This is a genomic window from Achromobacter sp. AONIH1 (genome assembly GCF_002902905.1).
Classification (GTDB): domain Bacteria; phylum Pseudomonadota; class Gammaproteobacteria; order Burkholderiales; family Burkholderiaceae_B; genus Achromobacter.
On sequence record NZ_CP026124.1, the window covers coordinates 165,028 to 190,365 of the forward strand.

The window sequence follows — 25,338 nt, forward strand, 5'->3', positions numbered from 1 at the left end:
CATGACTACGCCTGCAAAGCAGGCGGCGCGCTCGCGCCGCCATTACGTCACGGCCGGGCTGGCCAGCATGATGGGCACCACCATCGAGTGGTATGACTTTTTCCTGTACGGCACCGCCGCGGCCCTGGTCTTCAACAAGATCTTCTTTCCCGCCATCGATCCCATCAGCGGCACCCTGGCCGCCTTCGCCACCTATTCCGTCGGCTTCTTCGCCCGCCCGTTGGGCGGCGTGGTGTTCGGCCACTTCGGCGACAAGGTCGGACGCAAGTCCATGCTGCTCATCACGCTCTTCATGATGGGCATCCCCACCATCCTGATCGGCCTGATCCCCTCCTACGACAGCATCGGCTACTGGGCCGCCGTGCTGCTGGTGCTGATGCGCTTCCTGCAGGGCGTGGCGGTCGGCGGCGAATGGGGCGGCGCCATCCTGATGGCCGTCGAGCACGCGCCCGAAGGCAAGAAGGGCTTCTTCGGCAGCCTGCCGCAGACCGGCGTGGCGCCGGGCCTGATCCTGTCTTCGCTGGCCATGGGCGCGGTCGCCGCGCTGCCCGAGGCGGACATGCTGTCCTGGGGCTGGCGCATTCCGTTCCTGGCCAGCGTGGTGCTGCTGCTGGTGGGCTGGTTCATCCGCGCCAAGGTCGCCGAATCGCCCGACTTCGAGCGCATGCGCGCACAGGGCGACAAGGTCGAGGTGCCGGCGCTGGTGGTGCTGCGCCGCTATCCGCGCGAAGTGCTGATCGTGGTCGGCGGCCGGCTGGCCGAAGTGACCTGGTTCTACACCGTGGTCACCTTCTCGCTGGCCTACGCCACCGGCACGCTGGGCATCCCGCGCGCCACCATGCTGGACGCCACCGTCTGGGGCGCGACGCTGGCGCTGTTCACCATGCCGCTGTGCGGCGTGCTGGGCGACCGCATCGGTTTCAAGTGGATCTTCATGGCCGGCGCGGCAGGCATCCTGCTGTTCGCGCCCATGTTCTTCTCGATGCTGCAGACGCGCGATCCCGCCACCGTCACGACGGCGGTCGCCGTGGCGGTGGGCCTGGTCTACGCCGCGCTGTACGGCCCGCAAGGCGGCCTGTTCTCGGCCCAGTTCCCGCCCGAGGTGCGCTACAGCGGCATCTCGCTGGCGGTGCAGGTGTCGGGCGCCATCGGCGGCGGACTGGCGCCGCTGGTCGCCACGTCGCTGCTGGCCTACGGCGGCGGCGACCCGCGCTACATTGTCTGGTACCTGAGCGCGCTGGGCCTGGTCGCCATCGCCAGCGCGTTCTTCATGCACCGGCCCACGCGCTTCGCGCTGCCGGCCGGCGCCCGCCTGGAGGCCCGCCCATGAAACCGTCGCACCTCGACTACTACTTCTGGCTGAATTCCGACTGGGCCTACCTGGGCGCCGACCGCCTGGAGGCGCTCGCGCGGCGCCAGAACGTGGCCATCCACTACAAGCCCGTCGACCTGCCCGACGTCTACGCGCGCACCGGCGGCGTGCTGCTGGGCCAGCGCTCGCGGGAACGGCAGGACTACCGCGTCGCCGAGCTGCGCCGCTGGTGCCGCAAGCTGGGCGTCCCGGTCAACCCGCACCCCGCCCATATGTGCCCGAACGCCGACCAGGCCTCGCGCATCGTGATCGCGGCGGACCTGCAGGGGCTGCCGGTGGCCGCGCTGTACAAGGCCATCCTTCATGCCGAGTGGTGCGAGGACCGCGATATCTCGTCCGAACCCACGCTGCGCGAGATCGCGGCCGCGCAGGGGCTGGACGCCGACGCCCTGCTGCGCGCGGCGGCCGCGCCGGATATCGAGCGGCGCTACCGCCAGTACACCGACGAGGCGGTGGCCGCCGGCGCGTTCGGCTCGCCATCGTATGTCTATGCCGGCGAGCTGTTCTGGGGCCAGGACCGGCTGGAGATGCTGGAAGAGGCGATCGCGGCGGCGTGACGCGGGATCCCGTGGCAGCGCGTGACGCTGCTCCATGCGATTCCCTGCTCAGGCGATGCTCTGGCGCAGGTCCCGCGCCAGTTGCGCGCACTGTTCCGGCTCGATATCGGAAAGGGTCACGCGCAGCCCGGGCACCGGCTCCTGCACGCAGAAGGCCTCGCCATGGCGCAGCAGCCAGCCTCGCCGCGCCATGGCCAGCGCCACGGCCTGATCGTCCGCCGGCAGCGGAATCCACAGATTGAGTCCATCGCCCTGCGCCGCATGCGGCAGGCCCTGCGCGCGCAGCGCGTCTTCCAGGGCGGCGCGGCGGCGAACGTAGTCCTCGCGCGCCCGCGCCATCAATTGCGCCACCTCGGTCTGGCCCAGCGCCGCCTCGACCATGTCCTGCAAGACATGGCTGACCCAGCTGGTGCCCGAGGCCAGCCGCAAGCGCAGCTGCCGCGATGTGGCCGCGTCGCTGGCCACCAGCGCCACGCGGATGTCCGGCCCCAGCGCCTTGGTCAACGAGCGCACCAGCGCCCAGCGCGGCGCGCCCGTGGGCAGCGCCGAATGATAGGCGGCGTTGGACAGCAGCGCGAAATGATCATCCACGATGGCCAGGACCTGCGGATGGCGCGCCAGCACCCTCGCCAGCGCCCGCGCGCGCTTCTCGCTCAGGCTGCATCCCGTGGGGTTGTGCGCGCGCGGCGTGATCAGCACCGCCCTCGCGCCCTTTTCCAGCGCGGCTTCCAGCGCCCGGGGCAACATGCCCTCGTCGTCCATCGCCACGCCGATCGCCGCCATCCCGGCCGAGCGCAGCGTATTGATGCTGCTGAGAAAGCAGGGATTCTCGACCGCCACCTTGTCGCCCGGCACCAGGTGCGAGACCAGCAAGCGCTCGATCGCGTCCACCGCCCCGTGCGTCACGTTGATGTCGAACAGCCCCGGACAATCCGGCGCCAGCCAGCCGCGCCCGTAGGTCTCCAGGCCCGGATTGACCGTCGGCTCGCCGTAGAGCCGGGGCCGGTACGGTCGGGCGGTGAACGCCCGCGCCATGTCCGGCAGCCATTCCCGCCGGGGATTGCCGCTGGCCAGATCGGTCAGCGGCGTATCGGGCAAGGCGCCCTCCTGCTCGCCCGCGCCGTAGGGATCGCGGATCACCGTGCCCAGCCGCCCCTGCGTCAACGCGATGCCGGCGGCCGCCAGCCGCTTGTACGCCGCCGCCACGGTATTGCGGTTGATGTCGAGTTCCGCCGCCAGCTCGCGCACCGGCGGCAGCGCCTGGCCCGGCAACAACTGCTGCGATTGCACCAGCGCGCGCACGCAGTCCACGATCTGGGCAGCGGTCTTTCCTTGTATCTTCATATCGTCCCAGGACAATAGGGCTGATTGGCTGGCCATTTTGCCAGACAGGAAAGTTCGATGCCGGAGTGTGGCACGATAGACGGCTGCGGCAGAATGCGGGCGCCCCCTGCCGCCCGGCCGATCCCTTCCGGAGTTTGATCAGCGCGCGGCGCGCATGCCGACTGCCTGCCGGGACTCAATCGGAGAGCTTCTGCGACTGCGTCCCCTCTACCCGCCGCCCCGCCTTGTCTATGCTCTCCCAGGACTTGCACTGCACGCTGGAGTGTTCCCCGGCCGGGTACTGGACGCAGTCCATCCCCACCTTGGCCCTGCCGTCCCGGAACGGAAAGGCAAAATCATAGCGGGCGGGAATCACCACTTTCAGGGCTTCATCGTGGAACCCCATCTTGCCGTTCTCCACGTGACGCGCCAGCCCGTCCTGGAAAAAGTCCGGACCATTGTCGTAGATGAACGGGCGCAGCACCGGGCGATCCTGGCGGTCCACGTAGACCAGGCCTTGCTCGTCCACGGCCAGCGTATGGCCATGGACGTCGTAGCTCGGCGGCGCGTCATCCTGCTCCTGCGCCGGCCAGTATTGCAGCGCCTGCGCCGGCCCCAAGGCCGCGCCCAGCAGAATCGCGCCAATGACGCGGCGTTTCACATGCATTCTTTTCTCCTTGGCCGCGCGCTTGCGCCGCGCGCCGGCCCGCTTCAACTCCATTCGAACGTCTGCAGGGCCACGCGGGTCTGCGGATCATAGAACAGCAGGATCTGGTCGGCCCCGCCATCCCGGTAGTTCCAGCCCGGCACCGCCGCCACGAAGCGGAACGGCCGGCCATCCTCGGTCAGCGGAAACGCATCTTCCCAGTCCATCTCGGCGTTGTCGACGAACTCCAGCGGGAACAGGTCGGGATCTGCCCAGTTGCCGGCGCCCTGCGATTCTTTCCAATCTTCCAGGAAGGCCAGCCGGTACTTGAGCATCTGCGCCTCGCCCTCGCGCTTGCCCAGGTCCACGTTCATCAGCAGGCCGCGCTCGGCATAGGCCGCCTTGACCTCGTCGAACGACTGCTGCTGCTTGGCGTAGTGTTCGAGCAGCTCGGGATCCTGGCTGCGCGTCTTGTCCTCGCTCATCGCCTGAAAGCAGCGCCAGTCGCCCAGCAGCTCGTAGCGGCTGTCCTCGCCCAGCCTGAAGCCGATCCAGTTCCTGCGCGTGTAGTAGGAGTGATAGGCCTCGGCGCCATCGGCGAAATAATCGTCGTAGGGTTCGACCGGGCTCAGCAGGTGGATGCGGCCGGACCAGGCGGGGTCGACGGCGGACAGGTCGATGGAGACCAGCGGATGCAGCAGCTTCGCGGCCTGGGCGGGGTCGGCGGCGAAGACATCGGCCGGATCGGGGAACGGGTACAGGAAGGGCTGGGGTTGGGTGAAGTCGATCTTGTCGGGGGATGCGCTCATCGGTGGGGATCCTGTGGAACTATGATCGTGAGTGGGCGAAGGTCGCGCGCCGGATGGCGGCGGCCAGGTCCGCGAGTATCGGAACGAAAGATAGCAAGGTATCCGGGCAGGCGCAAAAGACCGCCTTGATCCGACCACGTCATTCGGCCTAAAGCGGCCCCTCCACCACCGCCTCGCAGTGGATACGCAAGCTGCCATAGTGCGCCAGGCGCAGGAATACATAACTCGACCGCGCCGACGCGGGCCGCTTCGTGTCCCTGTGGAGCGCGTCGCACCGGTCCAGGCAATCGTCCGCCTCAGGATCCGCGTCGCTCAGGACTTTTGCAAAGTACGCTTGAACGGCGGCAAAGTTGTAGATCCCCTCAAAACGCAGCGACACCCTGGCGCGCGTCCTGTCGAACACCGCATAGAGCAGGAAAGTCAGCACGGCGCTGCGATCAGACGCGTCGAGGCTGGCCTGCTCCAGCAAGCCGTCGTGGTATTGGTAATGCAAATTTCGCTCCTAGGGTCGATTCGCGCGGACCAGGCCGCCGACGCCGTGGCGTTGGGGCAGCCCGCCACCCGAATCTTCCCGAAACCAGAATCTCATGCACCAGATCGGCTTCATATACCAAGACCCAGATCACCGCAACCGCCATGGCGACGGCGTGGAGCTGGTGAAAATCCCCGGCGCCGACGGCGCGTATCGGCTTCTTCTGTGCTGAATACGACGTGCTCTGGACATCCTCCGACGAAATCGGCACGGCAGCAGGGACTCCGGTGAGCCAATCCATGGCCCTGCGGGCCGCCGATATCCCGCGCATCTGCGCCCAGGGACACGGCCACCTGATCGATCTGGTCAGGGACTTCGACACCCATACCAAGGTATCGCGGAGGATTTACCTGAAAAACACGTCCCCGCCCTACGCCTCTTTCACCTGCGGCAGCGCGGCATTCCGGAACGGGCGCAACCGAATCGGCGCTATGGGATCGCACCGGCTTCGCTGAGCGCCATCGTCAGCCATCAACTGATCGAACGCCTGACCCGCATCGTGCAATGCTCTATCCCCGGCCGACAGGCCGAGCCGCCCGTGGCGATTGTGTTCCCGCGCTGATGCGGCGGGACGGCAGGCATGGGCGGACAGATGAACCCTGGCCCATCCGTAACCCGATATTGTTGCGGTGACATTTCCCCCGCTTATTAATAAATACCCACAGACCGAATATCGCGTCTTTTCAACTTCATTAAAAAGACCAAGAAAAACGACTTTTAATATTTGAAAACATTTTCCCCAATGGAAAATGTAGCAATTTATGTAATCGATGTAATCAATATTGGGGATACCCCGGGTTTATTGCGATATCTCCGATTTATTTCCACAGCAATCAGAATATTTAGAAAGAAAATTGCTGTCCGCGACCTCTACGATTCGTCTGTTCGCCGCCTCGTTCGTATGACGGGGTATCGAGTTGTAATCAATCTTCAGCATCGCATCCACCTCAAAGTAAATCCAGCGCGCATCGATTTCATATTGATGACTGGTATTTGAGCGTCGGTTTCTAGTGTCTACGACACGACGAAAACAGAGAGGTCCCCCCGTGGCAAAGAGAATCGCAGTGTGTGGCCTTGGTTATGTCGGCCTGCCCGTGGCCGTGGCATTTTCCAAGCGCTTTGACGTCATCGGTTTTGACGTGGACAAGCGGCGGATCGCCAGTCTGAAAGCCGGAAACGACTGGACAGGCGAGATCGAACGCGAAGCCTTGCTGGCTTCCCCGATGCAATTCACCGACCAGGTGACGGAACTGCAGGGTTGCGATTTCTTCGTGGTGGCCGTGCCGACGCCGGTCGACGAGAAGAACAATCCCGATTTCTCCCTGCTGGTGAAAGCCTGCCGTTCGATCGGCCCCGTGCTGCGCCCGGGCTGCATCGTGGTCTTCGAATCCACCGTCCACCCCGGCGCCACCGAGGACATCTGCGGCCCCGAACTGGAAAAGGCCTCCGGCCTGCGCTGCGGCGTGGACTTCAAGCTGGGCTACAGCCCGGAGCGCATCAACCCGGGCGACCGCGAGCACCCGCTGGAGAAGATCGTCAAGATCGTGTCCGGCCAGGACCAGGAATCGCTGGATCACATCGCGGGCGTCTACGAGCAGATCATCGACGCCGGCGTGCACCGCGCCTCCTCCATCAAGGTGGCCGAAGCGGCCAAGGTGCTGGAAAACACGCAGCGCGACATCAACATCGCGCTGATGAACGAGATGTCCAAGATCTGCGACCTGATCGGCATCCGCACCGCCGACGTGCTGAACGCGGCCGGCACCAAGTGGAACTTCCTGAAGTTCACGCCCGGCCTGGTGGGCGGCCACTGCATCGGCGTCGATCCCTACTACCTGACCTCCAAGGCGCAGGAACTGGGCTATCACCCGGAAGTCATCCTGTCGGGCCGCCGCATCAACGACGGCATGGCCAGCCATGTGGCAGCGCGCGTGGTGCAGACGCTGGCCCGCAACGGCCGCCTGAACGCGTCGACCCGGGTCGGCATCCTGGGCATGACGTTCAAGGAGAACGTGCCCGACATCCGCAACTCCAAGGTGGTCGACCTGTATCGCGCGCTGGGCGACTACGGCATCACGCCCGTGGCGTGCGACCCGATGGTCGACGCGGAGCAGATGCAGCACGAGTACGGCATCAGCCTCGTGCCGCGCGATCAGTTCCGCGACATGGACGTGCTGATCCTGGCAGTGCCGCACCGAGAAACCATGGACACCATCTGGGAAGACCTGCCAGGCCTGGTGAAGACGGGCGGCATGGTGTGCGACCTGAAATCCGTGCTGGACAGCCGCCGGCTTCAGTCCGACCTCTTGTACTGGACACTCTGAGTCCAGGCCCGCCACCCATCATCACAGGAGAGGCCGGAATGACCGCCTTCACCATCGCTCCCATCGGCACCTGCCGCATCCACACCCCGCTGCGCGACGCCGTGGGTCGTTACCCGATCAAGCTGCAACTCGGGCGAAACTACGGCTTCGTGCACACCAGCACCGAGGCATTGCAGCAGGCCCGCTACATGTTCGGCCAGGGCGAGATTCCCGCCGACGTGCAGCGCCTGATCTTCCGCCCGTCCAACGGCGAGCAGGCGCGCCGCGCCGCGCACAAGCCGGCCGACCTGTACATGGTCGAACTGTCCTCACGCAAGCTGCTGACCATCGACGGCCATCCGATACAGTCCAACTACCTGGCGCGCTATTTCAGCGAGTTCTTCGCCGATCGCGCGCGCACCCGGCTGTTCTGGTCCATGGCCAGTGCGGACCGCCTGGCCGAGCGGCGCGCGGCGCTGGAACAGGATGCGGTCTACAAGAGCCTGACGCCGGAAAACCGCGAACTGCTGGCCCGCATCGTCAAGCGCGACCTGACGGACGACGAGATCGAACAGGAAATGCGCCAGCTGGTCGAGCTGCTGGGCCGCGACAAGGTGGTGTTCGTCACGCACGTCAACGCCATGACGCCCGACAATGTGCCGATCGAACAACGCGAACAGCTGATCGCCGCGGTGGTCGCGAGCAGCCAGCGCATCGGCGTGCCCTGCTACGACCCGACGCCGCTGATGAACAAGCTCGGCCAGGCCGAGGCGATGGAAGACGGCGGCCTGGACCTGACGCACTACACTCCGCTGTTCGCCGAGCGGCTGTATACCGATTGGTACAAGACCTTCATGCGTCCGCGCATGAGCGCATCCGCGCCGCAGCCCGCCGCGTCCAAGCTGGGCGCCGACGACAGCGCCGAGCGCATCGAGAAGCTCTGGGACGCCGGCGAGCTGCGCGAGGCCTCGCGCCGCCTGCGCGACGTACTGCGCCGCCATCCCGGCCTGCCCGACCATACGCTGCTGTTCGCGCGCATCCAGGAAGAGCTGGGCGACTACGAAGGCTCGCTGGCGCTGCTGGACGGCGCCGACGGCGCGCTGGCGGCCGGCAGCAAGGCCGAGCAGATCCTGATGCGCAACCATTTCAAGCTGGGCCGCCATGACGTGGCCTACTCGCTGGCGGCCGGCCTGTTGGGCGACGAGATCGAAACCCCGGAAATCCTGCGCATCGCCGCGATCTGCGCCAGCCATCTGGGCCACGCCGACGAGGCGCTGGGCAACTGGAAGCAGCTGTTCCGCATCGCATCGCCCGACGATCCGGTGGCCACGGTCGCCGCCGACACGGTGCTCTCGCTGCTGCAGGCCAGCGGCGACATGGACGCGGCGATCCGATGGGTCCATGAAGTGCGCGCGGCCATCCCCCGCCATGCGCGCGGCTTCGCGATGCTGTGGCGCGACCGCCTGATCGCCGGCGACCGCGCGGGGCTGCGCGCCCTGGCGTCCGAGTCGCCCGCGCTGACGGATGCCGAGGCGCTGGAGCTGGTCAAGGAAGCGTCCTGGCGCGGCTGCATCATGGCCGGGGCCGCCCTGGCCGTGTCCTGCAAACTGGCCGAGAGCGCGCAGGAGGACATCCCAGCCTGGCTGCGGGCGCAGTCTTCGACCTGGGCCGAGGAAGGCGCGCGGGCCCTGGATGAAGGCCGCCTGCGCGACGCCGCCGAGCGCATCTGCGCGCACCGCCTGCTCAATCCGGACGCATTGTCCAGCGTGCGCGCGCAACGCGCCTTCGAGCGCGCGATGCGCCTGGGCGCGCGGGCCGCGCTGGTGGCGGGCAACCACAAGGAGGTGATCGACCTGACCGACATCGCGCTCGACACCGAGGTCGAATTCCCCGAGCTGCACGCCATGCGCGGCCGCGCGGCCGACGCGCTGGGCGACAAGCAGACCGCCATGCGTCATCTGGAACAGGCGGCCGCCAACGAGTCCGCGCCGTTCAGCACGCAGCTGCATTTCGCGCGGGTGGCGTTCAACGGCGGCTGGTTCGGCGAGGCCATCGACGCCTACCAGATGGTGCTGGCCCATGCCAGCGCCGACCAGAGCGCCCGCGACGAGGCCGAGCGCCAGCTCGGCCGGCTGGGACCGCGCGCGATCCGCGGCGCCCGGGAAATCCTGTCGGCGGGCGATCCCAAGGCCGCCTGGAAGCTGCTGGATCGCGTTGCGCAATCCTGGCCGCAGATGACGGAAGTCGATCACGAAAAGCGGCGCATCCTGGCCGTGCTGTACGCCGAGGCGCGTGGTCTGGAATCGTCCAGCACCACCGAACGCCTGGCGCTGGGCGAACGCATTCTGCAACTGGTGCCTGATGATCCCATCGGCCTGCGCCTGGCCGCTGTCGGCGCCATGCGCCTGCACCGCTTCGAACAAGCGCTGCCCTACTGGCGCGCGCTCCAGGAACGTTCCGACAATCCGGCCCAGTACGACCACTACATCCAGCGCTGCCAGGTGTGGATCGAAAAGGCCAATCGAAGGAAGGCAGCATGAATCCGCCCCTGACCACCGATCGCAAGCACGCCGAGTCCGACCTTCCCGAGGTCCAGGCGCGGCTGGAGGAAATCGTCGCGGCATCGGGCAGGGTCCAGGTCGCGCAGGACAACCTGGCGCGCGCGCAGGCGCTGGCGCGTGATCACATGGCCGATTCCAAGGTCCGCTTCCTGCTGCTGCGGCTGCAGGAAGCCGCGGGCCTGAACGAAGGCCTGTCCGAACAGTGGACCACGCTGTTGCGGGAATGCCCCGATGACCTGGAGATCGTGCGCTACTGCGCGACGCGCCTGGTCAAGGAACGGCATGTCGAGGACGCGCTGGCCCTGGTCGAGCGCCATCTGCCCGAGTCCAGCGACAATCCCGCCCGGCTGTTCGCCCGCGCCAAACTGCTGAGCGACATTCGCGCGCATGAGCAATCCGACGCGCTGTTCCGCCGGCTGATCTCGCAGCACACCGACCGCAACATGCGCGTGGAATTCGCCAAGCGCCTGCGCAAGCGGGGGCTGCTGGCGGATGCGTTCGACGTCATCGCGCCCGTCGCGCGGCACCTGGCGCCCGGCAGCAAGGCTGCCGAGCTGGCCGACGCGCTGGCAAGCGACTACGCCTTCTATCAGCGCCTGGAGCCCGAATCGGCGCTGGTCGGCAAGGACATCCGGATCGTGTCGATGAAGCACGCGATCCTGCACTTCCGCGACCGGCACCTGCCCGAACAGGGGCCGGAAAAACCGGTCTCGGTCGCGCTGGTGACCGGCAGCCTTGGCCCCGGCGGCGCCGAGCGCCAGCTGACGCGACTGGCAGGCGAACTGACCCGCCTGGCGGAACAGCCGGGGCAGGTGCCCCTGGACCTGCTGCCGAAGCCGGAAAAAGTCGAAGTGCTGGTCAAGCAGCACACCGAGCCGTCGGGCTCGGCCAAGAAGCAAGGCCTGGACTTCTTCCTGCCCGTGCTGGTCAAGGCGCAGATCCCGGTCACGGAGATCAACAAGCTGCCGCCGGTCTCGGTGTCCCATCAATCCGTGCCGGAGGGCCGCCTGGGCCGGCTGCTGGAACAGCTGCCGCCGCCGGTGCACTACGGCGTGACGCGGCTGGCGCCGGTGCTGCGGACGAACCCGTTCGACGTGGTCAGCCTGTGGCAGGACGGCACCTGCCTGTTCGGCGCGCTGGCGGCGCTGCTGGCGGGCGCGCCCACCATCCACCTGGTGTTCCGAGGGCTGCCGCCGAACATCCGCAAGGACCGCTTCCGCGAAGAGTATCCCGAGCTGTACCAGGCCCTGGCCCAGGTGCCCGGCGTGCACTTCGTCAGCAACAGCCGCAAGGCGGCCGAGGCCTATTCGGAATGGCTCGGCATTCCCATCGTGCGCTTCCATGTGCTGTACAACGGCGTGCCGGATCTTGCCACCGACGCCGCCGCCACGGACCAGGACAAATGGCGGGCGTTCCAGGAAAACACGGCCGATGCCACGGAAACCATCGGCGGCGTGTTCCGCCTGGAACCGGACAAACGGCCGCAGCTGTGGATCAAGCTCGCGGCGCTCTACCTGAAGCAGCGCCCGCGGGCGCGCTTCGTCATCGTCGGCGACGGCCGGCTGCACGAGAACATCGTGGCGCTGGCGGAAGAGCTGCAGGTGACGGAGCGATTGCTGCTCGTCGGCCTGTCCAACCATGTGGGCTACTGGTATTCACAGATGGACGCCAAGGTGCTGCTGTCGCGCTACGAAGGCCTGCCCAATGTGCTGATCGAGGCCCAGTTGCTGGGTGTGCCGGTGGTCTCCACGCCCGCCGGCGGCGCGGGCGAGTGCTTCGTCGAGGACCAGACCGGCCACCTGCTGGGCGATGTCGAGCATCCGGACCTGCACGAGGCCTGCGACAAGGTGGCCTCGATCGTGGACCGCGTGCGCGACGACCCGGCCCTGAAGGCGCAGAGCCGCACGCGGGCGCAGCACCTGTTCTCGCTGGACGCGATGCTGGCCAAGTTCCTGAGCCTGTGCGTGCCCGTCATGCCCGAATCGGAGAACGATGAATGCATGGACATGGCGCCGATGCGCCTGATGCAGGCCTGAGCGGCCGCGGGCCATCCTCCCCACATCCTGGAACACGAAAGGAATCTATGCAAATGACAGTCCCGGCCGCGGGCCCGCGCCGCATCGCGGCGCCGGCCCTGCTGCTGATCACCGTGCTGACGCTCAGCGGCTGCCAGCTGCCGCGCTCCGGCCCGATGCTGAGCGAAATGACGGGCGCCCACGAGAAAGATGTGATCGTGATGCCTGTCTCGCGCGAACTGGCGCGCGCCAGCCGGGTGGCCGACGTCGCCGATTTCCCGGTGCGCTACCGCGACCTCACGCAGGCCGGCTTCGACCGCCTGGTTCCCGGAGACGGCATCAACGTGAAGGTATGGGAGCGCGGCGGGCTGGGCGTGTTCGCCGCCGATCCCTCCGGCGTCAGCGACCTGGGCGTCCAGGAGCTGGATCGCAACGGCAATGTCTCCTTCCCCATCCTGGGAAAATTCCAGGCCGGCGGCATGACGCTGGCGCAGCTGCATGACGCCATCGTGGCGCGGCTGAGCCGGCTGGTCGCGGGCGCCGACGTCAGCGTGACCCGCGCCGCCGACGCGCGCGGCCAGATGGTGACGGTGCAGGGCAACCTGACCAAGCCCGGCATGTATCCGATCACGCAGACCGCCCAACGCCTGAGCAGCGCGTTGGCGCAGGCGGCACCGGTGCAGACCAACCCCGAACAGCTCGTCATCAGCCTGCGCCGCGACAACCAGGTGGCCTCGGTGCGGCTGTCGGACATTTACCGCAACCAGAACAACGACATCCTGCTGCGCTCCGGCGACGTCATCACCGCCTATGAATCGCGCGAGTTCCTGACCGTGCTGGGCGCGGCCGGCAACCAGGGGCGCGTGGCCATCAGCAAGCGCAACTACAGCGTGCTGGACGCGCTGGCCGATGCCAAGGGCCTGGACGACCAGACCGCCGACCCGCGCTCCGTCTTCCTGTTCACGCCGGCCCAGGCCGGCGTCGAGGGCAAGCCGGACCTGCTGCCGGTGGTGTACCAGTTCGACCTCACCCGCCCGGAGCAGGTGGCGCTGGCGCGCGACTTCAGCGTGCGCGAAGGCCAGGCCATCTACATCTCCGACGCGCCCTTCACCCAGGTGCAGAAGGTGCTGTCGGCCTTCCGCGTGACCATGAGCGCGGGCTTCAGCGCCACCCGGCAGATCGACGCCGACAAGTCCGGCGCCTCCGGCGTCAACCCATAGCGTTCCGATGAGCAACGAGGATCGGATCAAGGGATGGCGCGCGCGCAGAAAGGACAGCAGCTACGCGGTGGGAGCCGGCGTCTCGGCCTGGCGGCTGGACCCGGCCGCGCTGTTCGAGGCCCAGGCCAAGCCGGCCGTGCTGCTCAAGCCGCTGCTCGCGCGCCTGCAGGGCGAGCCGCATGACTCGGTGGCGGCGCGACGGACAGTGTACGAGGCGGTGCAGGCTGAGCTGGACGCCGAGATCACGCGCGCCGGCGTCGACGAGACGCTGGCCGACTTTTCCCGGCGGCGGCTGCGCCTCATCGTGCGGCTGCTCGAACAGGACATCCGCGCGGGCGTCGCGGTATTCGTCCCGGGCTACATGCCGGCCCGGCTGGAAGCCGAGGACCAGCGCCTGGCGCAGGCGCACGCGCGGCGCGAGGAACGGCGCAGGCAAGACGCGGCGCGCGACGCGCGACGCCACGCCTCGCGCCACGACATCGCGCTGGAAATGGAGCTGCCCCCGGGCGAGGCCGGCGACCTGGCGATCCTGCGGGACCGGTTGAACGGCCTGCATGCGCGGCATCAGCCGCGCGCGGCCGGCGAGGGCTGGCCCAGCGGCCGCACGCTGCTGGCGCTGTTCGTCTATCAGCTGCACGTGATGCATGGCGAAAGCCGCATCGCCCTGCTGTGGGCGCTGGTCGGCCCGGTGGTGCTGCTGACGCTGATCTCGTCGCTGTACATCCTGATGGGCACGCACTACATCCTGGGGATGGACGTGCAGACCTTCTCGCTGCTGGGTGCGACGACCTGGATCATGTTCCGGCAGATCGTGTTCCGCAGCAGCACGGCGTATGTGTCCGCGCGCGGCCTGCTGAATTTCCAGGGCGTGACGCCCCTGATGTGCGCGCTGGTGCAGGCGCTGCTGTACGTGTCGGTGTACCTGGTGGTGTTCGTGGTCCTGATCGGCGCCGGCCATGCGCTGGAACTCATCACGCTGCCCCGGAGCTGGCCGGGATTCATGCTGTACGTCGTGCTGATGGCCTGCTGCGCCGCCGCCATGGGCCTGCTGTTCGGCGCGATCGCGACCTTCTGGCACTTCTTCCTGCGGCTGGCGCCGGTGATCGAACGCTTCCTGCAGATCTTCTCGGGCGTGTTCTTCGTCTCGGAGCAGCTGCCCGAGCACCTGCGGCCCTGGATGCTGTGGCTGCCCTTCGCGCATGGCATGCAGCTATTGCGATCCGCCTACTTCGACGCGTACGCCTCGCAGGACGCGAGCCTGGGCTATTTCCTGACCTCGCTGGTGTTCCTGATGGTGCTCGCCCTGGCGGCCGAACGCCTGGCCCGCCCCAATGTCCAGCCGATGTGAGGAGGCAGGATGATCCATCTCAATGGCGTGACGGACGAACCCTATGCCTTCGGCAGCCGGCAGCCGCTGCTCGCCGGGGCCGATCTCGACATTCCGGTCGGGCGCTACGCCCTGCTCTCGCCCGCGCCCGAGCTGCACCGTCAGATCGTGGACGTGCTCTGCGGTCTGCGTCCGCCGCGCCAGGGCTTCGTCAAGCATGAAGGCAGCGTGTCCTGGGCCATCGGCCGGCAGGGTTTCATTCGCGGCAAGGCGACCGGCCTGAACATGATCGAGCTGACCTGCCAGATGTACGAGATCGACGCCGACGCCACCCGCGAACTGGTGGCGGATCTGGTCAGCGATCCCACGACCCTGGCGCGGCCCATGGAACATTGGCCGCTGCATGCGCGGCAGGAGTTTTCGTTCGCGCTGGCGCTGGCGCCGGCGTTCGACGTCTACGTGATCGAAGGCGCCATTCCCTTCGAACCCTGCCGTTTCACCCGTCTCTGGCTGGCGCTGTTCGAGCAACGGCTGATCGGCAGGACGCTCATTCTTTCCAGTTATCGCCAGAACCAGTTGGCGGACTATTGCCTCAAGGGCCTGATTTATGAACGAAGCGCACTCCGCATCGAAGACGACCTCGACCAGTGCATCCGCAAATTCCCCCCGCGACGCTCAAGAAGCGAATCCGGCAGCGCAGGCGACGACGTTCTCGGCGGATTCGACGAGGGCCAGCTCGGCCTCTGACGGCGGCTCCGAGATCGAACGCCGCCGCCGCGAGCGACAGGCCATGGTGGGCGAGCGCCGCCGACGCCGCTGGCTCAACGCCCTCATCGTGGTGGCGCCGGTAGCCTGCGCGCTGATCTACGCGCTCAGCATCGCGACGCCGCGCTATGAAGCGGAATCGCGCTTCTTCGTGCAATCGGGTTCCGGCCAGCAGGGCGGCGGGGCCATGGCGGCCAGCCTGCTCACCACGGGCAACTCGGGCGGCATGCTGGGCGGCTTCGTCGACGGCTGGGCGGTCAGCGACTTCCTCAAGTCGCGCGACTGCATGCGGCAGCTCGACAGGAAGATCGGCCTGCGCCAGATCCTGCTCAACGCCGGCATGGACCCGGTCAACCACCTGTCCGAGGATTCGAGCGAAGACGACCTCTACCGCGCCTACCGCGCCTCGGTCCAGGTTTCCTTCAATGCGCTGGAGCAGATCGACGTGCTGCGCGTGCGCGCCTACTCGCCGCAGGACGCCGAAACCCTGTCGCGCGCCCTGATCGGTCTGGCGGAGGAATTCGTCAGCTCCATGAACGAAAAGGGCGTGGCCGACAAGCTGAAGGTGAGCGAGGAATCGGTCAGGCTGGCCGAACAGAAGGCGCTGGCGGCCCGCGAGGCGCTGACGGCCTGGCGCACCACCCACGGCAATATCGATCCCACGGCCACGGTGGCCATGCTGCTGAACCTGTCCAGTCAGCTGGAAACGGAACTGAGCGGCGCGCAGGTCAACCTGGACAAGATCCGCGCGCTGGGCAACAAGGACCACTTCATGCTCAAGCCCGCCGAAACGCAGGTCGCGGCGCTGAAAAAGCGGCTGGCGACCGTGCGCCAGCGCCTGAGCGGCGACGGCAACACCGAGGCCAGGCAACTGAAATCCTATGAGGCGCTGCGCAATACCCAGGCTTTCGCGGACTCGAACCTGACCCTGGCGCAGCAGTCGTACCAGCAGGCCGTGACCGATGCCCTGCGTCTGCAACGCTACCTGTCCATCATCGCGCAGCCGGTGTCCACCGACCGGCCCAGCAGTCCGCGCACCGCCATCCTGCTGCTGCAGGCGCTGGCGCTGGGCTTCGTGCTGATGTTCGTGCTGCGCGCGGCGATGGCCTTGCTGAGGGGATTGCGCCATGGTTGACGCGACGATCGAACGGCGCGGCGCGCGCGACGCCACGGAACCGGACGCCGCCACGCGGCTGCGTGATGTGATCCAGCGCATCCTGGAGGCGACCGATCCCGCGCAGGCCATGGCGGCACTGGGGCCGGCGCTTGCGCAGGCGGCGGACGGCTGGCGCGACGCGCGCCGCCTGCTGGTGTCGCCCTGGGTGCGCCAGGCCCGCTACGCGCCGGCGATCGCCGCGCTGGAGACAATGGTCGCCGCCTACCCCGCGCGCGTGGACGAGCGCCGCCTGCTCGCCAGCCTGCTGGGCCGCACCGAGCAATGGGACCGCGCCATCGCCCAGGCCGACGCCGCCGCCGGCATCGCGCCCGAAGACGCCAGCCTGCACGCCGCGCGCATACAGCTGCGCGTTCAGGCCGGTCGGATCGAGGACGCCGCCGGGGTCGCGCGCCAGACGCACTCCCTGGCGCTGGCCGCGCCCGCCGACGCGCACTGGTGGATGCTGGCCTACGCGCGCCACGGCGACGCGGCCGAGGCGGCCGGCATCGCGGCGGCATTGGACGCGACGAACCTGCCGAACGCGCGCGTGGCCACGGTGGCCGTGCGCGCCCTGCTCGACGACGACAGGATAGCGGCGGCCATCCGATTGGGCGACGCCGCGCTGGAAGCGGGCCACGACAGCCCGCCCCTGCGCGCCTCGCTGGGCCTGGCGCACCTGCGCCGCGCCACCGAAGACGACCGCAAGATCCATGCGCTGGCGCATTTCCAGGCGGGGCTTGCGGCCGCTCCGTCGGACGTGCGGCTGTTGACGCTGCATGGCGAAACGCTGCTGCGCGCCGGACGCTACAAGGACGCCGTGCCGCCGCTGGAACAGGCCATCGCCCTGGCGCCGGAACTGGAACAGACCCGCGCCCTGTATGCGCGCGCGCTGCGCTACACGCAACGATACGACGAGGCCGCCGATCAGCTCCTGCATCTGGTCATGAAGTCTCCGGACAAGCCGCTATGGCAGCGCTCGGCCATCGGCGCGCTATCGCAGGCGGGCCGCCCGCGCGAGGCCGAGGCGCTGTTCGAGCGGTATGTCGCGCAACGCGGCCTGCGCCTGCCGCCGACCTTCCGGGAAGCCCTGGACCAATTGGACGAGCGGCTCGATAGCGCGCCGATTCCACAGGCGCGCCTGGACTGGGCCTGGTCGCTGCGCGGCGACGCACAGGCCGACCGCAAGCACTGGGAACGCCGCGCGCGCTGGGGCCATCTGGTGGATCATCTACTGTTCGACTGGCTCGAATGCCGCGAGGACAGCGTCGAAGAGGCCATGCAGCTGCTGGGCGAACTGGACACCGGCGAACGGTTCTTCGCGCCGCTGCTGGCGGCGGGCCGGGGCGTGGTGGTCGCCACCGCCCACGTCGGTCCCATGTACGCCGGCCTGATGGCGCTGGAATTGCTGGGCATTCCGTCGCGCTGGCTGGCGACGGCGCCTCGCATCGCCCGGAGCAGCTACGCCGCCGCCCTGATCTCCACCGCCGACCAGACCGAGGCGCAGGTCGCCAAGGCCTGCATGCGCGCGCTGGCATCGGGCCATGTGCTGTGCCTGGCCGTGGACGGCGCGGCCAATCCCGCCGCGCCGCGCGCGTCCTTCGCGGGACAGGAAGTGACGTATTCCGGTTTCGCGGCCCATCTGGCGCATCGCCAGGGCGTGCCGTCAGTGTTCTATGCGCCTCGCTGGGAGAACTGCAGGGTGGCCTACACGCTGGCGCTGCTGCCCGCCGCGACGCCCGGCGAGGACGCCGACGCCTATGCCCTGCGCTGGCGGCAGGCCTATTTCGAACATCTGCGCACGCATGTGGCCGGTCCGCCGGAGAACCTGCGCCTGAGCGGCGGCATCTGGCGTCATGTGCAGGCCGCGGATCGATCCGCGCCGCGTTAAGGAGTGAGTCACCATGAAATCACGCATGCATTCCACCGCGGCGGCGACGCCCCGGCAACCGCGCGGGTTGCGCAATGGCGGGCTGGCCCGCGCGCTGCGCTGGCTGCCCGCCCTGGCCCTGCTGCATGGCGGCGCGGCGCTGGCGAGCGAGTCCTGCGCCAGCCCCGATGAGCGCTGTGCCTTTGTCTCCGCGCTGCTGCAACAGCGCGAAGGCTACGGCGCCAAGGCCACGGGCGGGCTGGGCGGACGCTTCATCGAAGTCACCTCCGACCAGGATTCAGGCCCGGGAACGCTGCGCGCCACGCTGGCGCAGGCCAAGAAAGGTCCGACCTGGATCCGCTTCGCGTCCGACATGACGATCGTGCTGGACAAGCAGCTGCGCGTGCCGTCCAACACCACCATCGACGGACGCGGCCGGCGCGTGGCGTTGATCGACGACGGCCTGGGCGTGTATGGCAGCCAGAACGTCATCCTGACCCATCTGACCATCGACGGCCGCCTGAACCGGCTCACGCAGGCCGTGAACGTGGCCAACGGCAGCCGCGACGTCTGGGTCGATCACCTGGACCTGTCGCGCATGTCGGACCGGCTGCTCAACGTGAAGAACGGTTCGACGGACGTGACGATATCGTGGACCAAGTTCCACAACTCGAACAAGGTCATGCTGCTCAACAACATCACGTCCAAGAACCTGTTCGAGAACTACGACCGCGACGCGATCGCGCGCGTGACGCTGCACCACAACTACTTCTTCAACACGGTGCAGCGCAATCCCCGGGGGCAGTTCGGCACCTTTCATCTATTCAACAACCTGCTGGAGAACTGGGACTTCTACGGCATGAGCTTCAGCCTGGAAGCCAAGGCCTTGGTCGAGGGCAACATCTTCAACAACGACGCCAAGCGCCAATGCGTGGAGCCGGAGTTCTTCCCAACGGTGGAAGGCGTCAAGGTGAACTACTGCCGCTACATCCCCGAGGCCGCCAGGCGCAGCGCGCTGGACAACGGCGCGTCGGACGAGGGCGCCTATCAGAACCTGAAAGCCCAGAATGGCTACACGCGCGACTACAAGGCCTTCCTGCGGCTGAAGGACAATCTGTACCTGGGCGACGCCAAGCCGGTATTGCAGGACTATCGACCGGAAGCCGCGCCCACGCCGCCATATTGCTATGGCTATGAACGGCCCACGGCGGAACTGGCGGACAGGATCCGCAAGTACGCGGGGAATACGTCGGGGGATACGCCGCTGCCGGCGGCGCGGGCCGGGACGGGCTGCGCGCCGTAAGGGGCCTTGACCGCGCGGCCATGGCCGGCGCCGCGCGCTCCGCGCACTCAAGCCTCACCCAGGCGCTCGCACAGAAAATCGATGAACGCCCGCGTCTTGCGCGGCAGATGACCGCTGTTCGGAAAGACCACGTTGATCGGTTGTTGCGGCAAGGCATGGCCGGGCAGGATCCGCCGCAGCGCGCCGCTCGCCAGGTCGTCCTCGACGAACCAGGCGGGTAGCAGCGCCACGCCCAGCCCGGACCGCGCCATGGCCCGGATGGCGGTCGATGAGTTGGACTGGTGGGCAGCCCGTCCGGCGATGTCCACGCGCTGTCCGTTGGCGCTGCGCAGCGTCCAGGCCGTGGGATGGGACAGATTGCTGTTGGCGATCCAGGGCGCGGCGGCCAGATCCGCCGGCCGCCGGACGGGATGCTGGCGCAGGAAGGCCTGGGACGCCACCAGCACGATGTCGTACTGCGCCAGCTTGCGGCTCCTGAAGCTGGAGTCCGCCAGATTGCCCAGGCGCACCACCAGATCCAGCTTTTCCGCCAGCAGGTCGCTCAGGGAAGCGTTGACGTCGTAGCAGACCGAGATGCCCGGATGCTGCGCCACGAAGTCCGGGATCAGCGGCAGGACGAACCGTTCGCCATACTCGCTGGTGGTGCTGATGCGCAGCTTGCCGGAAATCCGCCGGCCCTGATGCATGATGTTTTCAAATGCGCCTTCCATGTCGCGCACGACGTCCTTGAACTCGTCATGGAACGCCTTGCCCGCCTCGGTCAGCGAGAGCGCGCGCGTGCTGCGGACCAGCAGTGTCACCGCCAGCGCCTCTTCCAGCGCCTTGACGTGCAGGCTGGCCATGGCCTTGCTGATCCCCAGGAAATCCGCCGCCTTGGTATAGGAACCGAAGTCGACCACGGCGAGGAAAGTCTGCGCCTGATTGAGCAGCGTATGCATGGCTGGCCGGGTCATTGTTCAATCCCATCAAACAAAGAATCAAGCATATCCATATCGACGGCGCCCGTCCACGCTCGCTACGCTTGCGGCCCTGGAGTGAGCAAGATGACGTACCGATACCGACTGGCCGCCGTGTTCCTGATGGGGTTCTTTGTCGACTGCATCAATATATTCATGCCCGCGATCGCCCTGCCCACGATCGCGGCCGAGTTCCACGTCGGCGTGTCGGCCGGCGCCTGGGTCGCCAATGCCTACATGCTGGGCTTGACGCTGGCCATTCCGGTCAGCACCTGGCTGGCCGGCCGCTGGGGCGCGCGCAGGCTCATGGCCGGATCCATGCTGGCGTTCGCGCTGGCGGTCTGGGCCTGCGGCCTGGCCGGCACGTTCGGCCAGCTGATCGGCTGGCGCTTCGTCCAGGGCATGGCCGGCGGCCTGATGATTCCGGTGGGACAAGCCGCCGCCTTCAATCTGTTCCAGGGACCTGAGCGCGCCCGGATCTCCACGCTGGTCATGGCGGTGGCGCTGATCGCGCCCGCGCTCTCGCCGTGGCTGGGCGGGCTGATCGTGGATCATGGGTCCTGGCGCTGGATCTTCCATTCGAACATTCCGCTGGCGCTGGCCGCCGCGGCGCTGGCCTGGGGCTGGGTGCGCGACACCCCGTCCGAGCGTCCGCCGCGTCCGGACCTCAAGGGGCTGGCGCTGATCAGCATCGCGCTGGCCAGCCTGCTGACCGGCATGTCGCTCTATGGCGCCGGCCAGGACATGACGCCGGCCTGGATGTGCCTGGCGACGGGCGCGGCATCCGCCTTGGCGTATGTCGTCCACTATCGCGGATCGACCCATGCCATCGTGGAACTGAAGCTGCTCGGCAGTCCGCGCCTGCGCCTGTCGGTCGCTATCTATCATGCCATTCCCGGCGTCTTCACCGGCGTGAACCTGCTCAACATTTTCTATCTGCAGGACGTGCTGGGCATGAGCGCGCGGGCCACCGGCACGCTCATGATCGTCTACGCCTGCGGCGCCTTCGTGGCCATGATGGCCGGCGGCCGGTTGTACAACCGGGCCGGCATGCGGCCGTTGTTCCTGGCCAGCATGGCGCTGCACAGCCTGGGCGTGGCCGCGCTGGCCGGCGTGACGGCCGCGACCGACACCTGGCTGCTGGTCGCCGCCTACGGCCTGATGGGACTGGGCGGCGGCATGGGCGCAAACACCGCGCAGACCACTGCGCTGCTGGACTTCGACGGCCGGCAGACGCATCAGGCCAGCGTCATCTGGAACATCAACCGGCAAATGGCGTTCAGCGTCGGCGCGGCGTTCTTCCTGATGATCTTCAATTCCCTAGCCACCCACCTGGATGCCAGCCGGGCCTGTCACCTGACGTTCGTGATCGCGTCGTTGATGGGACTGTTGCCCGCGCTGCAACTGGGATTCTTCAATACAGGAAAACGCCATCGTGCAGGACACAGCCATTGAACTGGCCACGCGCAACATCCACCGGGTCCACGACCTGATCCATGCCATCTTCACCCACCCGACGGACTCGCAGGCCGCGCTGGACGCGCTGCTGCCCATGTTCACGCCCGGGTTCAGCATGGTCACCACGGCGGGCGATGTCGTCGCGCTGGGCCAGGTGACGCAGATGTTCAGGCTCTCTGCCGGCAAGCGTCCGGGACTGGAGATCGCCGTGGCCGAGGTGCAGCCGGTCTGGCAGGATGAAACCGGCATCGCGATGCGCTACCGGGAAACCCATCGGCTGAATGGGGTGGAAACCTCGCGCCGCTCCGTCGTGATCATGCAGCGGGCGAGCCAGGGCTTGCTGTGGCACTATCTGCAGGAAACGGCCTTGCCTTGATCGCGCCTTCACGGCCAGCCTTGTCCACCGCGTCATCGGGATCGGCGCGGCGGCCCTACCCGGCGCGGATGCAGCCGTCCGCCCGGCATGCCGCCCAGGCTTGAATTCGTCCGGGTATTCAAGCGATGCAAGCTGATTCAGGCATCTGAAAAATGAGCGAACTGAACGTGGAAATCGACCTGGCCAAATGCCTGACGCAGCACGGCTTTGTCCTGCACATGAACGAGATATTCCAATTCCCGGGAGACTTCTGGAACGCCGTCAGCGTCGTCGACAGCGGCATGCAGGACCTGGGCTGGATTGCGGAGCGGCGCATCAACATCACGCTGGTCAATCTGAACAAGGCGAAAAAGAAACCCAACGACGGTCCGAATCATGGCCTGAAGTAGGCCATGGATCGCTTTGACATGTACCAGCGATACTGGGACCGCCCTGGCAGGCAGAAGTCATTTCATGTCGCGTGCCGCGACTGAACGGGACGCGCGGATAGGGGAATCGGGCCGCGCCTGCTGCGCAGGCATCCTGGGCAGCGCAAACAGATCAACCAATCAACGAACATCACCAACAGAAATGGATCTGGGTTTTCACCGGCGAATCAGCCCAATTCTGCTCCGCGGTCTTTGACGATAAGGCGCTCGCCGAGGAATGGATCAGAAGCCAGTCCGTGTCGGGCGTGCTGACGAGAATGCCGCTTAACCTGAGCGCCTATGACTGGGCAACGGGCGCCGGACACTTCGTGCCCAGGTGGGACGAACAGAAGACGCCGAGGTTCATACAGCGGTTCAGCTGCGCGTCGCTGGAGCATGGGCACTATGTGGATGGGATGCAAGGCTGAGTGTTCGCCAGGGAAACCATCGATTATTCGCTGCGCAAGACGCTCGATGCCCTGATGGCGTGGATAGGCCTCGCGAGCCGAGGCCGATTCCAGATCGCCGCCGGCCAATTCCGCCACTATCTCTCAGCCTCCAATCGCGCTTCCGGGCCACCAAAGAAGCCCTGAGCTATTGGGCTGGTGTTTTCAATACCAATCACACATTGGCGCACGAATGTTATCTCGTGCTTGAATGCGGTCTCTATATTTCACAAGATTATTCACTGCCCGCAAGAAAATCGTCTTTTATCGTCAGCTCGTTCGTTTCCTCTTGGAGAATACGCATGACTGCTTCGGTTTCTTGTTTTTCTTTGATTATCTCCGGCAGCCTGCTTCTTACCATTCCCGTGGCTCAGGCGGGGCCCATGCAGGATATAGGCGCGTCCTCGGGCCCGCAGTGCGTAGGCCTGAATGTCAACGATTCCGGATATGTAGTGGGCATCTGCTCCGAATCGAACGGGTCGGCATCGGGCTTTGTCGCGCAGGCGGCTGGCAATGCCGTGGATCTGGCGCATCTGGTCGCAGGTCGCAATTGCGCGGCAGGCGCCATCACCAATGTGGGCCGCATCCTCGGCCGTTGCTTTAACAGCAATTCGCTGTACACGGGTGTCGTCTGGAATGCCACGGCCCCCACGTCTGTACAGGCTTTGCAGGCGTTGGTTGGCGGTGTTCGCACCAAAGTCACCGCCTTGAGCCAGAGCGGCGCCATTGCGGGGGTCAGTGTCAGCGCAGACAACACCGCGCTGCCCGTGATGTGGCGCAATAACGAGACGACCGCCCGTTCGTTGCCTGCAGGGTTGTTGGGGCTGGTTGCCACGAACTGCATGCCGGCCGACATTGATGATTATTCCGAAAATTCCACGATGCCCAGCATCGTCGGCAACTGCCCAGGCAGCAATGGCCGACCCCAGCCTGTGCTCTGGTCACCGGGGTTGTTGGGCGCCTATGCGTCCGCTGCGCTGCCCTTGCCCGCCGATGCGCTGTATTGCCGTGCCGGCCAGTTAGTAAACGCGCGCATCCTGGGCCAGTGCGATTTTGGCGCACAAGGCGGCCACGCAGTGCTGTGGAACAATCCGACCTCTGCGCCCATGGTGCTGACCACCGGCGCCCAGCGCAGCGTTGCCATGAAGTTGAACTCCCATGGTCAGGTCATAGGCAAGTACGCCAACACCAATGGGGATTCAATTCCTTTTTATTGGGATAGCACGACAAATATCCGCACGGATATTCCCGCGCCGATCGGCGGCCTGCATCCCTCGGTGACGGATATCGGCAACAATGGCAACGTCATCGGTTCCAGCGAAATGAACGATGGTACCCGCCATGCCTTCAAATGGACCCTTGGTGGCGGTTCGGTGGACTTGGGCACGCTGCCAGGGGGCAAGAACAGCGGAGCCATCGCACTCAGCCAGGACGGATGCTATCTGGCAGGCGGCAGCGAAACGGGCTCAGGGCAGGATTTACACGCAATCGTGCAGAACCTCTGCACACCGTAATTGCATGAACCACCTTTTGTTCCAACCGCAAATGGAGCATCTTATGAACCCATCAGGTTTCCCTGGTCGCCGCTCAATTCACAAGTCCGTCTGTTGCTTCTTCTTGTTTCTCTTGTCGATGAGCACTTACGTTCAAAGTCATGCACAGGGCTCGAAGGACGATTTGGTTGGAAAATATCTGCAACTTGGCAAGGACGTGGCTCGCAATAGTGGTGCGTGGTTGGAGCGGGCAAACGGTGATGACCTGTCTGAAGAGGACATTGACGAGATGATCACCGACGTTGACTCCGACGGAAGTCCTCCGATAACTGCCGAGGAATTCCGCCGGATCATGTCAGAGGAATAGGATATCCAAACGGCTCCCACTGGCGTTCTCCCAAAAAACGGGGGTGACGCCATCACTCATCCCTGTCGCCGTCCTCGCT

22 protein-coding genes are annotated in these 25,338 nt (G+C 66.5%); 17 read left to right on the plus strand and 5 right to left on the minus strand.

Annotated features, from left to right (window positions below):
• The first annotated feature begins 1 nt into the window (after position 1).
• On the plus strand, positions 2-1,330 hold the full coding sequence (locus C2U31_RS00690; RefSeq protein WP_103271172.1) for an MFS transporter: 1,329 nt from the start codon (positions 2-4) through the stop codon (positions 1,328-1,330).
• Positions 1,327-1,929, plus strand: a complete 603-nt coding sequence (locus tag C2U31_RS00695; protein WP_103271173.1) for a 2-hydroxychromene-2-carboxylate isomerase — start codon at positions 1,327-1,329, stop codon at positions 1,927-1,929. Before C2U31_RS00690 ends, C2U31_RS00695 begins: the two co-directional genes overlap by 4 nt.
• 48 nt (positions 1,930-1,977) lie before the next feature.
• Here the strand turns inward: C2U31_RS00695 and ptsJ are convergent, their stop codons facing one another.
• From ptsJ to C2U31_RS00715, 4 genes are all read right to left on the minus strand, one after another.
• Positions 1,978-3,273 carry a transcriptional regulator PtsJ gene (ptsJ, locus tag C2U31_RS00700; protein ID WP_103271174.1) on the minus strand — a complete coding sequence of 432 codons (1,296 nt, stop codon included), beginning with the start codon at positions 3,271-3,273 and terminating at the stop codon, positions 1,978-1,980.
• Positions 3,274-3,448: 175 nt separating this feature from the next.
• A complete protein-coding gene (locus C2U31_RS00705) occupies positions 3,449-3,919 on the minus strand; it encodes a WG repeat-containing protein (protein WP_103276202.1) in 471 nt (156 codons plus the stop codon).
• 44 nt (positions 3,920-3,963) lie between these two features.
• Positions 3,964-4,707 (minus strand): hypothetical protein, encoded by a 744-nt coding sequence (locus tag C2U31_RS00710; protein ID WP_103271175.1) that lies wholly within the window; start codon positions 4,705-4,707, stop codon positions 3,964-3,966.
• Between the two features lie 148 nt (positions 4,708-4,855).
• On the minus strand, positions 4,856-5,200 hold the full coding sequence (locus tag C2U31_RS00715; RefSeq protein ID WP_103271176.1) for a hypothetical protein: 345 nt from the start codon (positions 5,198-5,200) through the stop codon (positions 4,856-4,858).
• Positions 5,201-5,418: 218 nt separating this feature from the next.
• Here C2U31_RS00715 and C2U31_RS00720 point away from each other — a divergent pair, with 218 nt between their 5' ends.
• The 10 genes from C2U31_RS00720 (at position 5,419) to C2U31_RS00765 (ending at position 19,756) form a co-directional block, all read left to right on the plus strand.
• Complete coding sequence (locus tag C2U31_RS00720; protein WP_103271177.1) at positions 5,419-5,694, plus strand: hypothetical protein; 276 nt, start codon at positions 5,419-5,421, stop codon at positions 5,692-5,694.
• A 609-nt stretch (positions 5,695-6,303) separates the two neighbouring features.
• Entirely contained in the window at positions 6,304-7,563 is a 1,260-nt protein-coding gene (locus C2U31_RS00725; RefSeq protein WP_103271178.1) for a nucleotide sugar dehydrogenase, read from the plus strand.
• 38 nt (positions 7,564-7,601) lie between these two features.
• Positions 7,602-10,082 (plus strand): hypothetical protein, encoded by a 2,481-nt coding sequence (locus C2U31_RS00730; RefSeq protein ID WP_103271179.1) that lies wholly within the window; start codon positions 7,602-7,604, stop codon positions 10,080-10,082.
• The gene (locus C2U31_RS00735) at positions 10,079-12,139 is read left to right on the plus strand and encodes a glycosyltransferase (protein WP_103271180.1); all 2,061 of its coding nucleotides are present in this window, start codon (positions 10,079-10,081) and stop codon (positions 12,137-12,139) included. The genes C2U31_RS00730 and C2U31_RS00735 overlap by 4 nt, the downstream gene beginning before the upstream one ends.
• Before the next feature lie 47 nt (positions 12,140-12,186).
• A complete protein-coding gene (locus tag C2U31_RS00740) occupies positions 12,187-13,338 on the plus strand; it encodes a polysaccharide biosynthesis/export family protein (RefSeq protein ID WP_103271181.1) in 1,152 nt (383 codons plus the stop codon).
• A 7-nt stretch (positions 13,339-13,345) separates the two neighbouring features.
• Positions 13,346-14,686, plus strand: coding sequence for an ABC transporter permease (locus C2U31_RS00745; protein ID WP_103271182.1), 1,341 nt, complete (start codon positions 13,346-13,348; stop codon positions 14,684-14,686).
• 9 nt (positions 14,687-14,695) lie between these two features.
• Positions 14,696-15,412, plus strand: coding sequence for an ATPase (locus tag C2U31_RS00750; protein WP_103271183.1), 717 nt, complete (start codon positions 14,696-14,698; stop codon positions 15,410-15,412).
• A gap of 43 nt (positions 15,413-15,455) precedes the next feature.
• Complete coding sequence (locus C2U31_RS00755; protein ID WP_103271184.1) at positions 15,456-16,565, plus strand: sugar ABC transporter; 1,110 nt, start codon at positions 15,456-15,458, stop codon at positions 16,563-16,565.
• Positions 16,558-18,474 (plus strand): tetratricopeptide repeat protein, encoded by a 1,917-nt coding sequence (locus C2U31_RS00760; protein WP_103271185.1) that lies wholly within the window; start codon positions 16,558-16,560, stop codon positions 18,472-18,474. Before C2U31_RS00755 ends, C2U31_RS00760 begins: the two co-directional genes overlap by 8 nt.
• A gap of 118 nt (positions 18,475-18,592) precedes the next feature.
• On the plus strand, positions 18,593-19,756 hold the full coding sequence (locus C2U31_RS00765; RefSeq protein WP_233772786.1) for a polysaccharide lyase family 1 protein: 1,164 nt from the start codon (positions 18,593-18,595) through the stop codon (positions 19,754-19,756).
• A 47-nt stretch (positions 19,757-19,803) separates the two neighbouring features.
• Here the strand turns inward: C2U31_RS00765 and C2U31_RS00770 are convergent, their stop codons facing one another.
• A complete protein-coding gene (locus C2U31_RS00770) occupies positions 19,804-20,709 on the minus strand; it encodes a LysR family transcriptional regulator (RefSeq protein WP_199770931.1) in 906 nt (301 codons plus the stop codon).
• A gap of 90 nt (positions 20,710-20,799) precedes the next feature.
• Here C2U31_RS00770 and C2U31_RS00775 point away from each other — a divergent pair, with 90 nt between their 5' ends.
• The 5 genes from C2U31_RS00775 to C2U31_RS00800 all read left to right on the plus strand — a co-directional run bounded on the left by C2U31_RS00775 (position 20,800) and on the right by C2U31_RS00800 (position 25,259).
• Complete coding sequence (locus C2U31_RS00775; protein WP_103271187.1) at positions 20,800-22,167, plus strand: MFS transporter; 1,368 nt, start codon at positions 20,800-20,802, stop codon at positions 22,165-22,167.
• Positions 22,148-22,546 (plus strand): DUF4440 domain-containing protein, encoded by a 399-nt coding sequence (locus tag C2U31_RS00780; protein WP_233772577.1) that lies wholly within the window; start codon positions 22,148-22,150, stop codon positions 22,544-22,546. The genes C2U31_RS00775 and C2U31_RS00780 overlap by 20 nt, the downstream gene beginning before the upstream one ends.
• Positions 22,547-22,698: 152 nt before the next feature.
• Entirely contained in the window at positions 22,699-22,935 is a 237-nt protein-coding gene (locus C2U31_RS00785; protein WP_103271189.1) for a hypothetical protein, read from the plus strand.
• A 766-nt stretch (positions 22,936-23,701) separates the two neighbouring features.
• Positions 23,702-24,913 (plus strand): HAF repeat-containing protein, encoded by a 1,212-nt coding sequence (locus tag C2U31_RS00795; RefSeq protein ID WP_103271191.1) that lies wholly within the window; start codon positions 23,702-23,704, stop codon positions 24,911-24,913.
• A 43-nt stretch (positions 24,914-24,956) separates the two neighbouring features.
• Positions 24,957-25,259, plus strand: coding sequence for a hypothetical protein (locus C2U31_RS00800; RefSeq protein ID WP_158658270.1), 303 nt, complete (start codon positions 24,957-24,959; stop codon positions 25,257-25,259).
• Positions 25,260-25,338 lie beyond the last annotated feature (79 nt).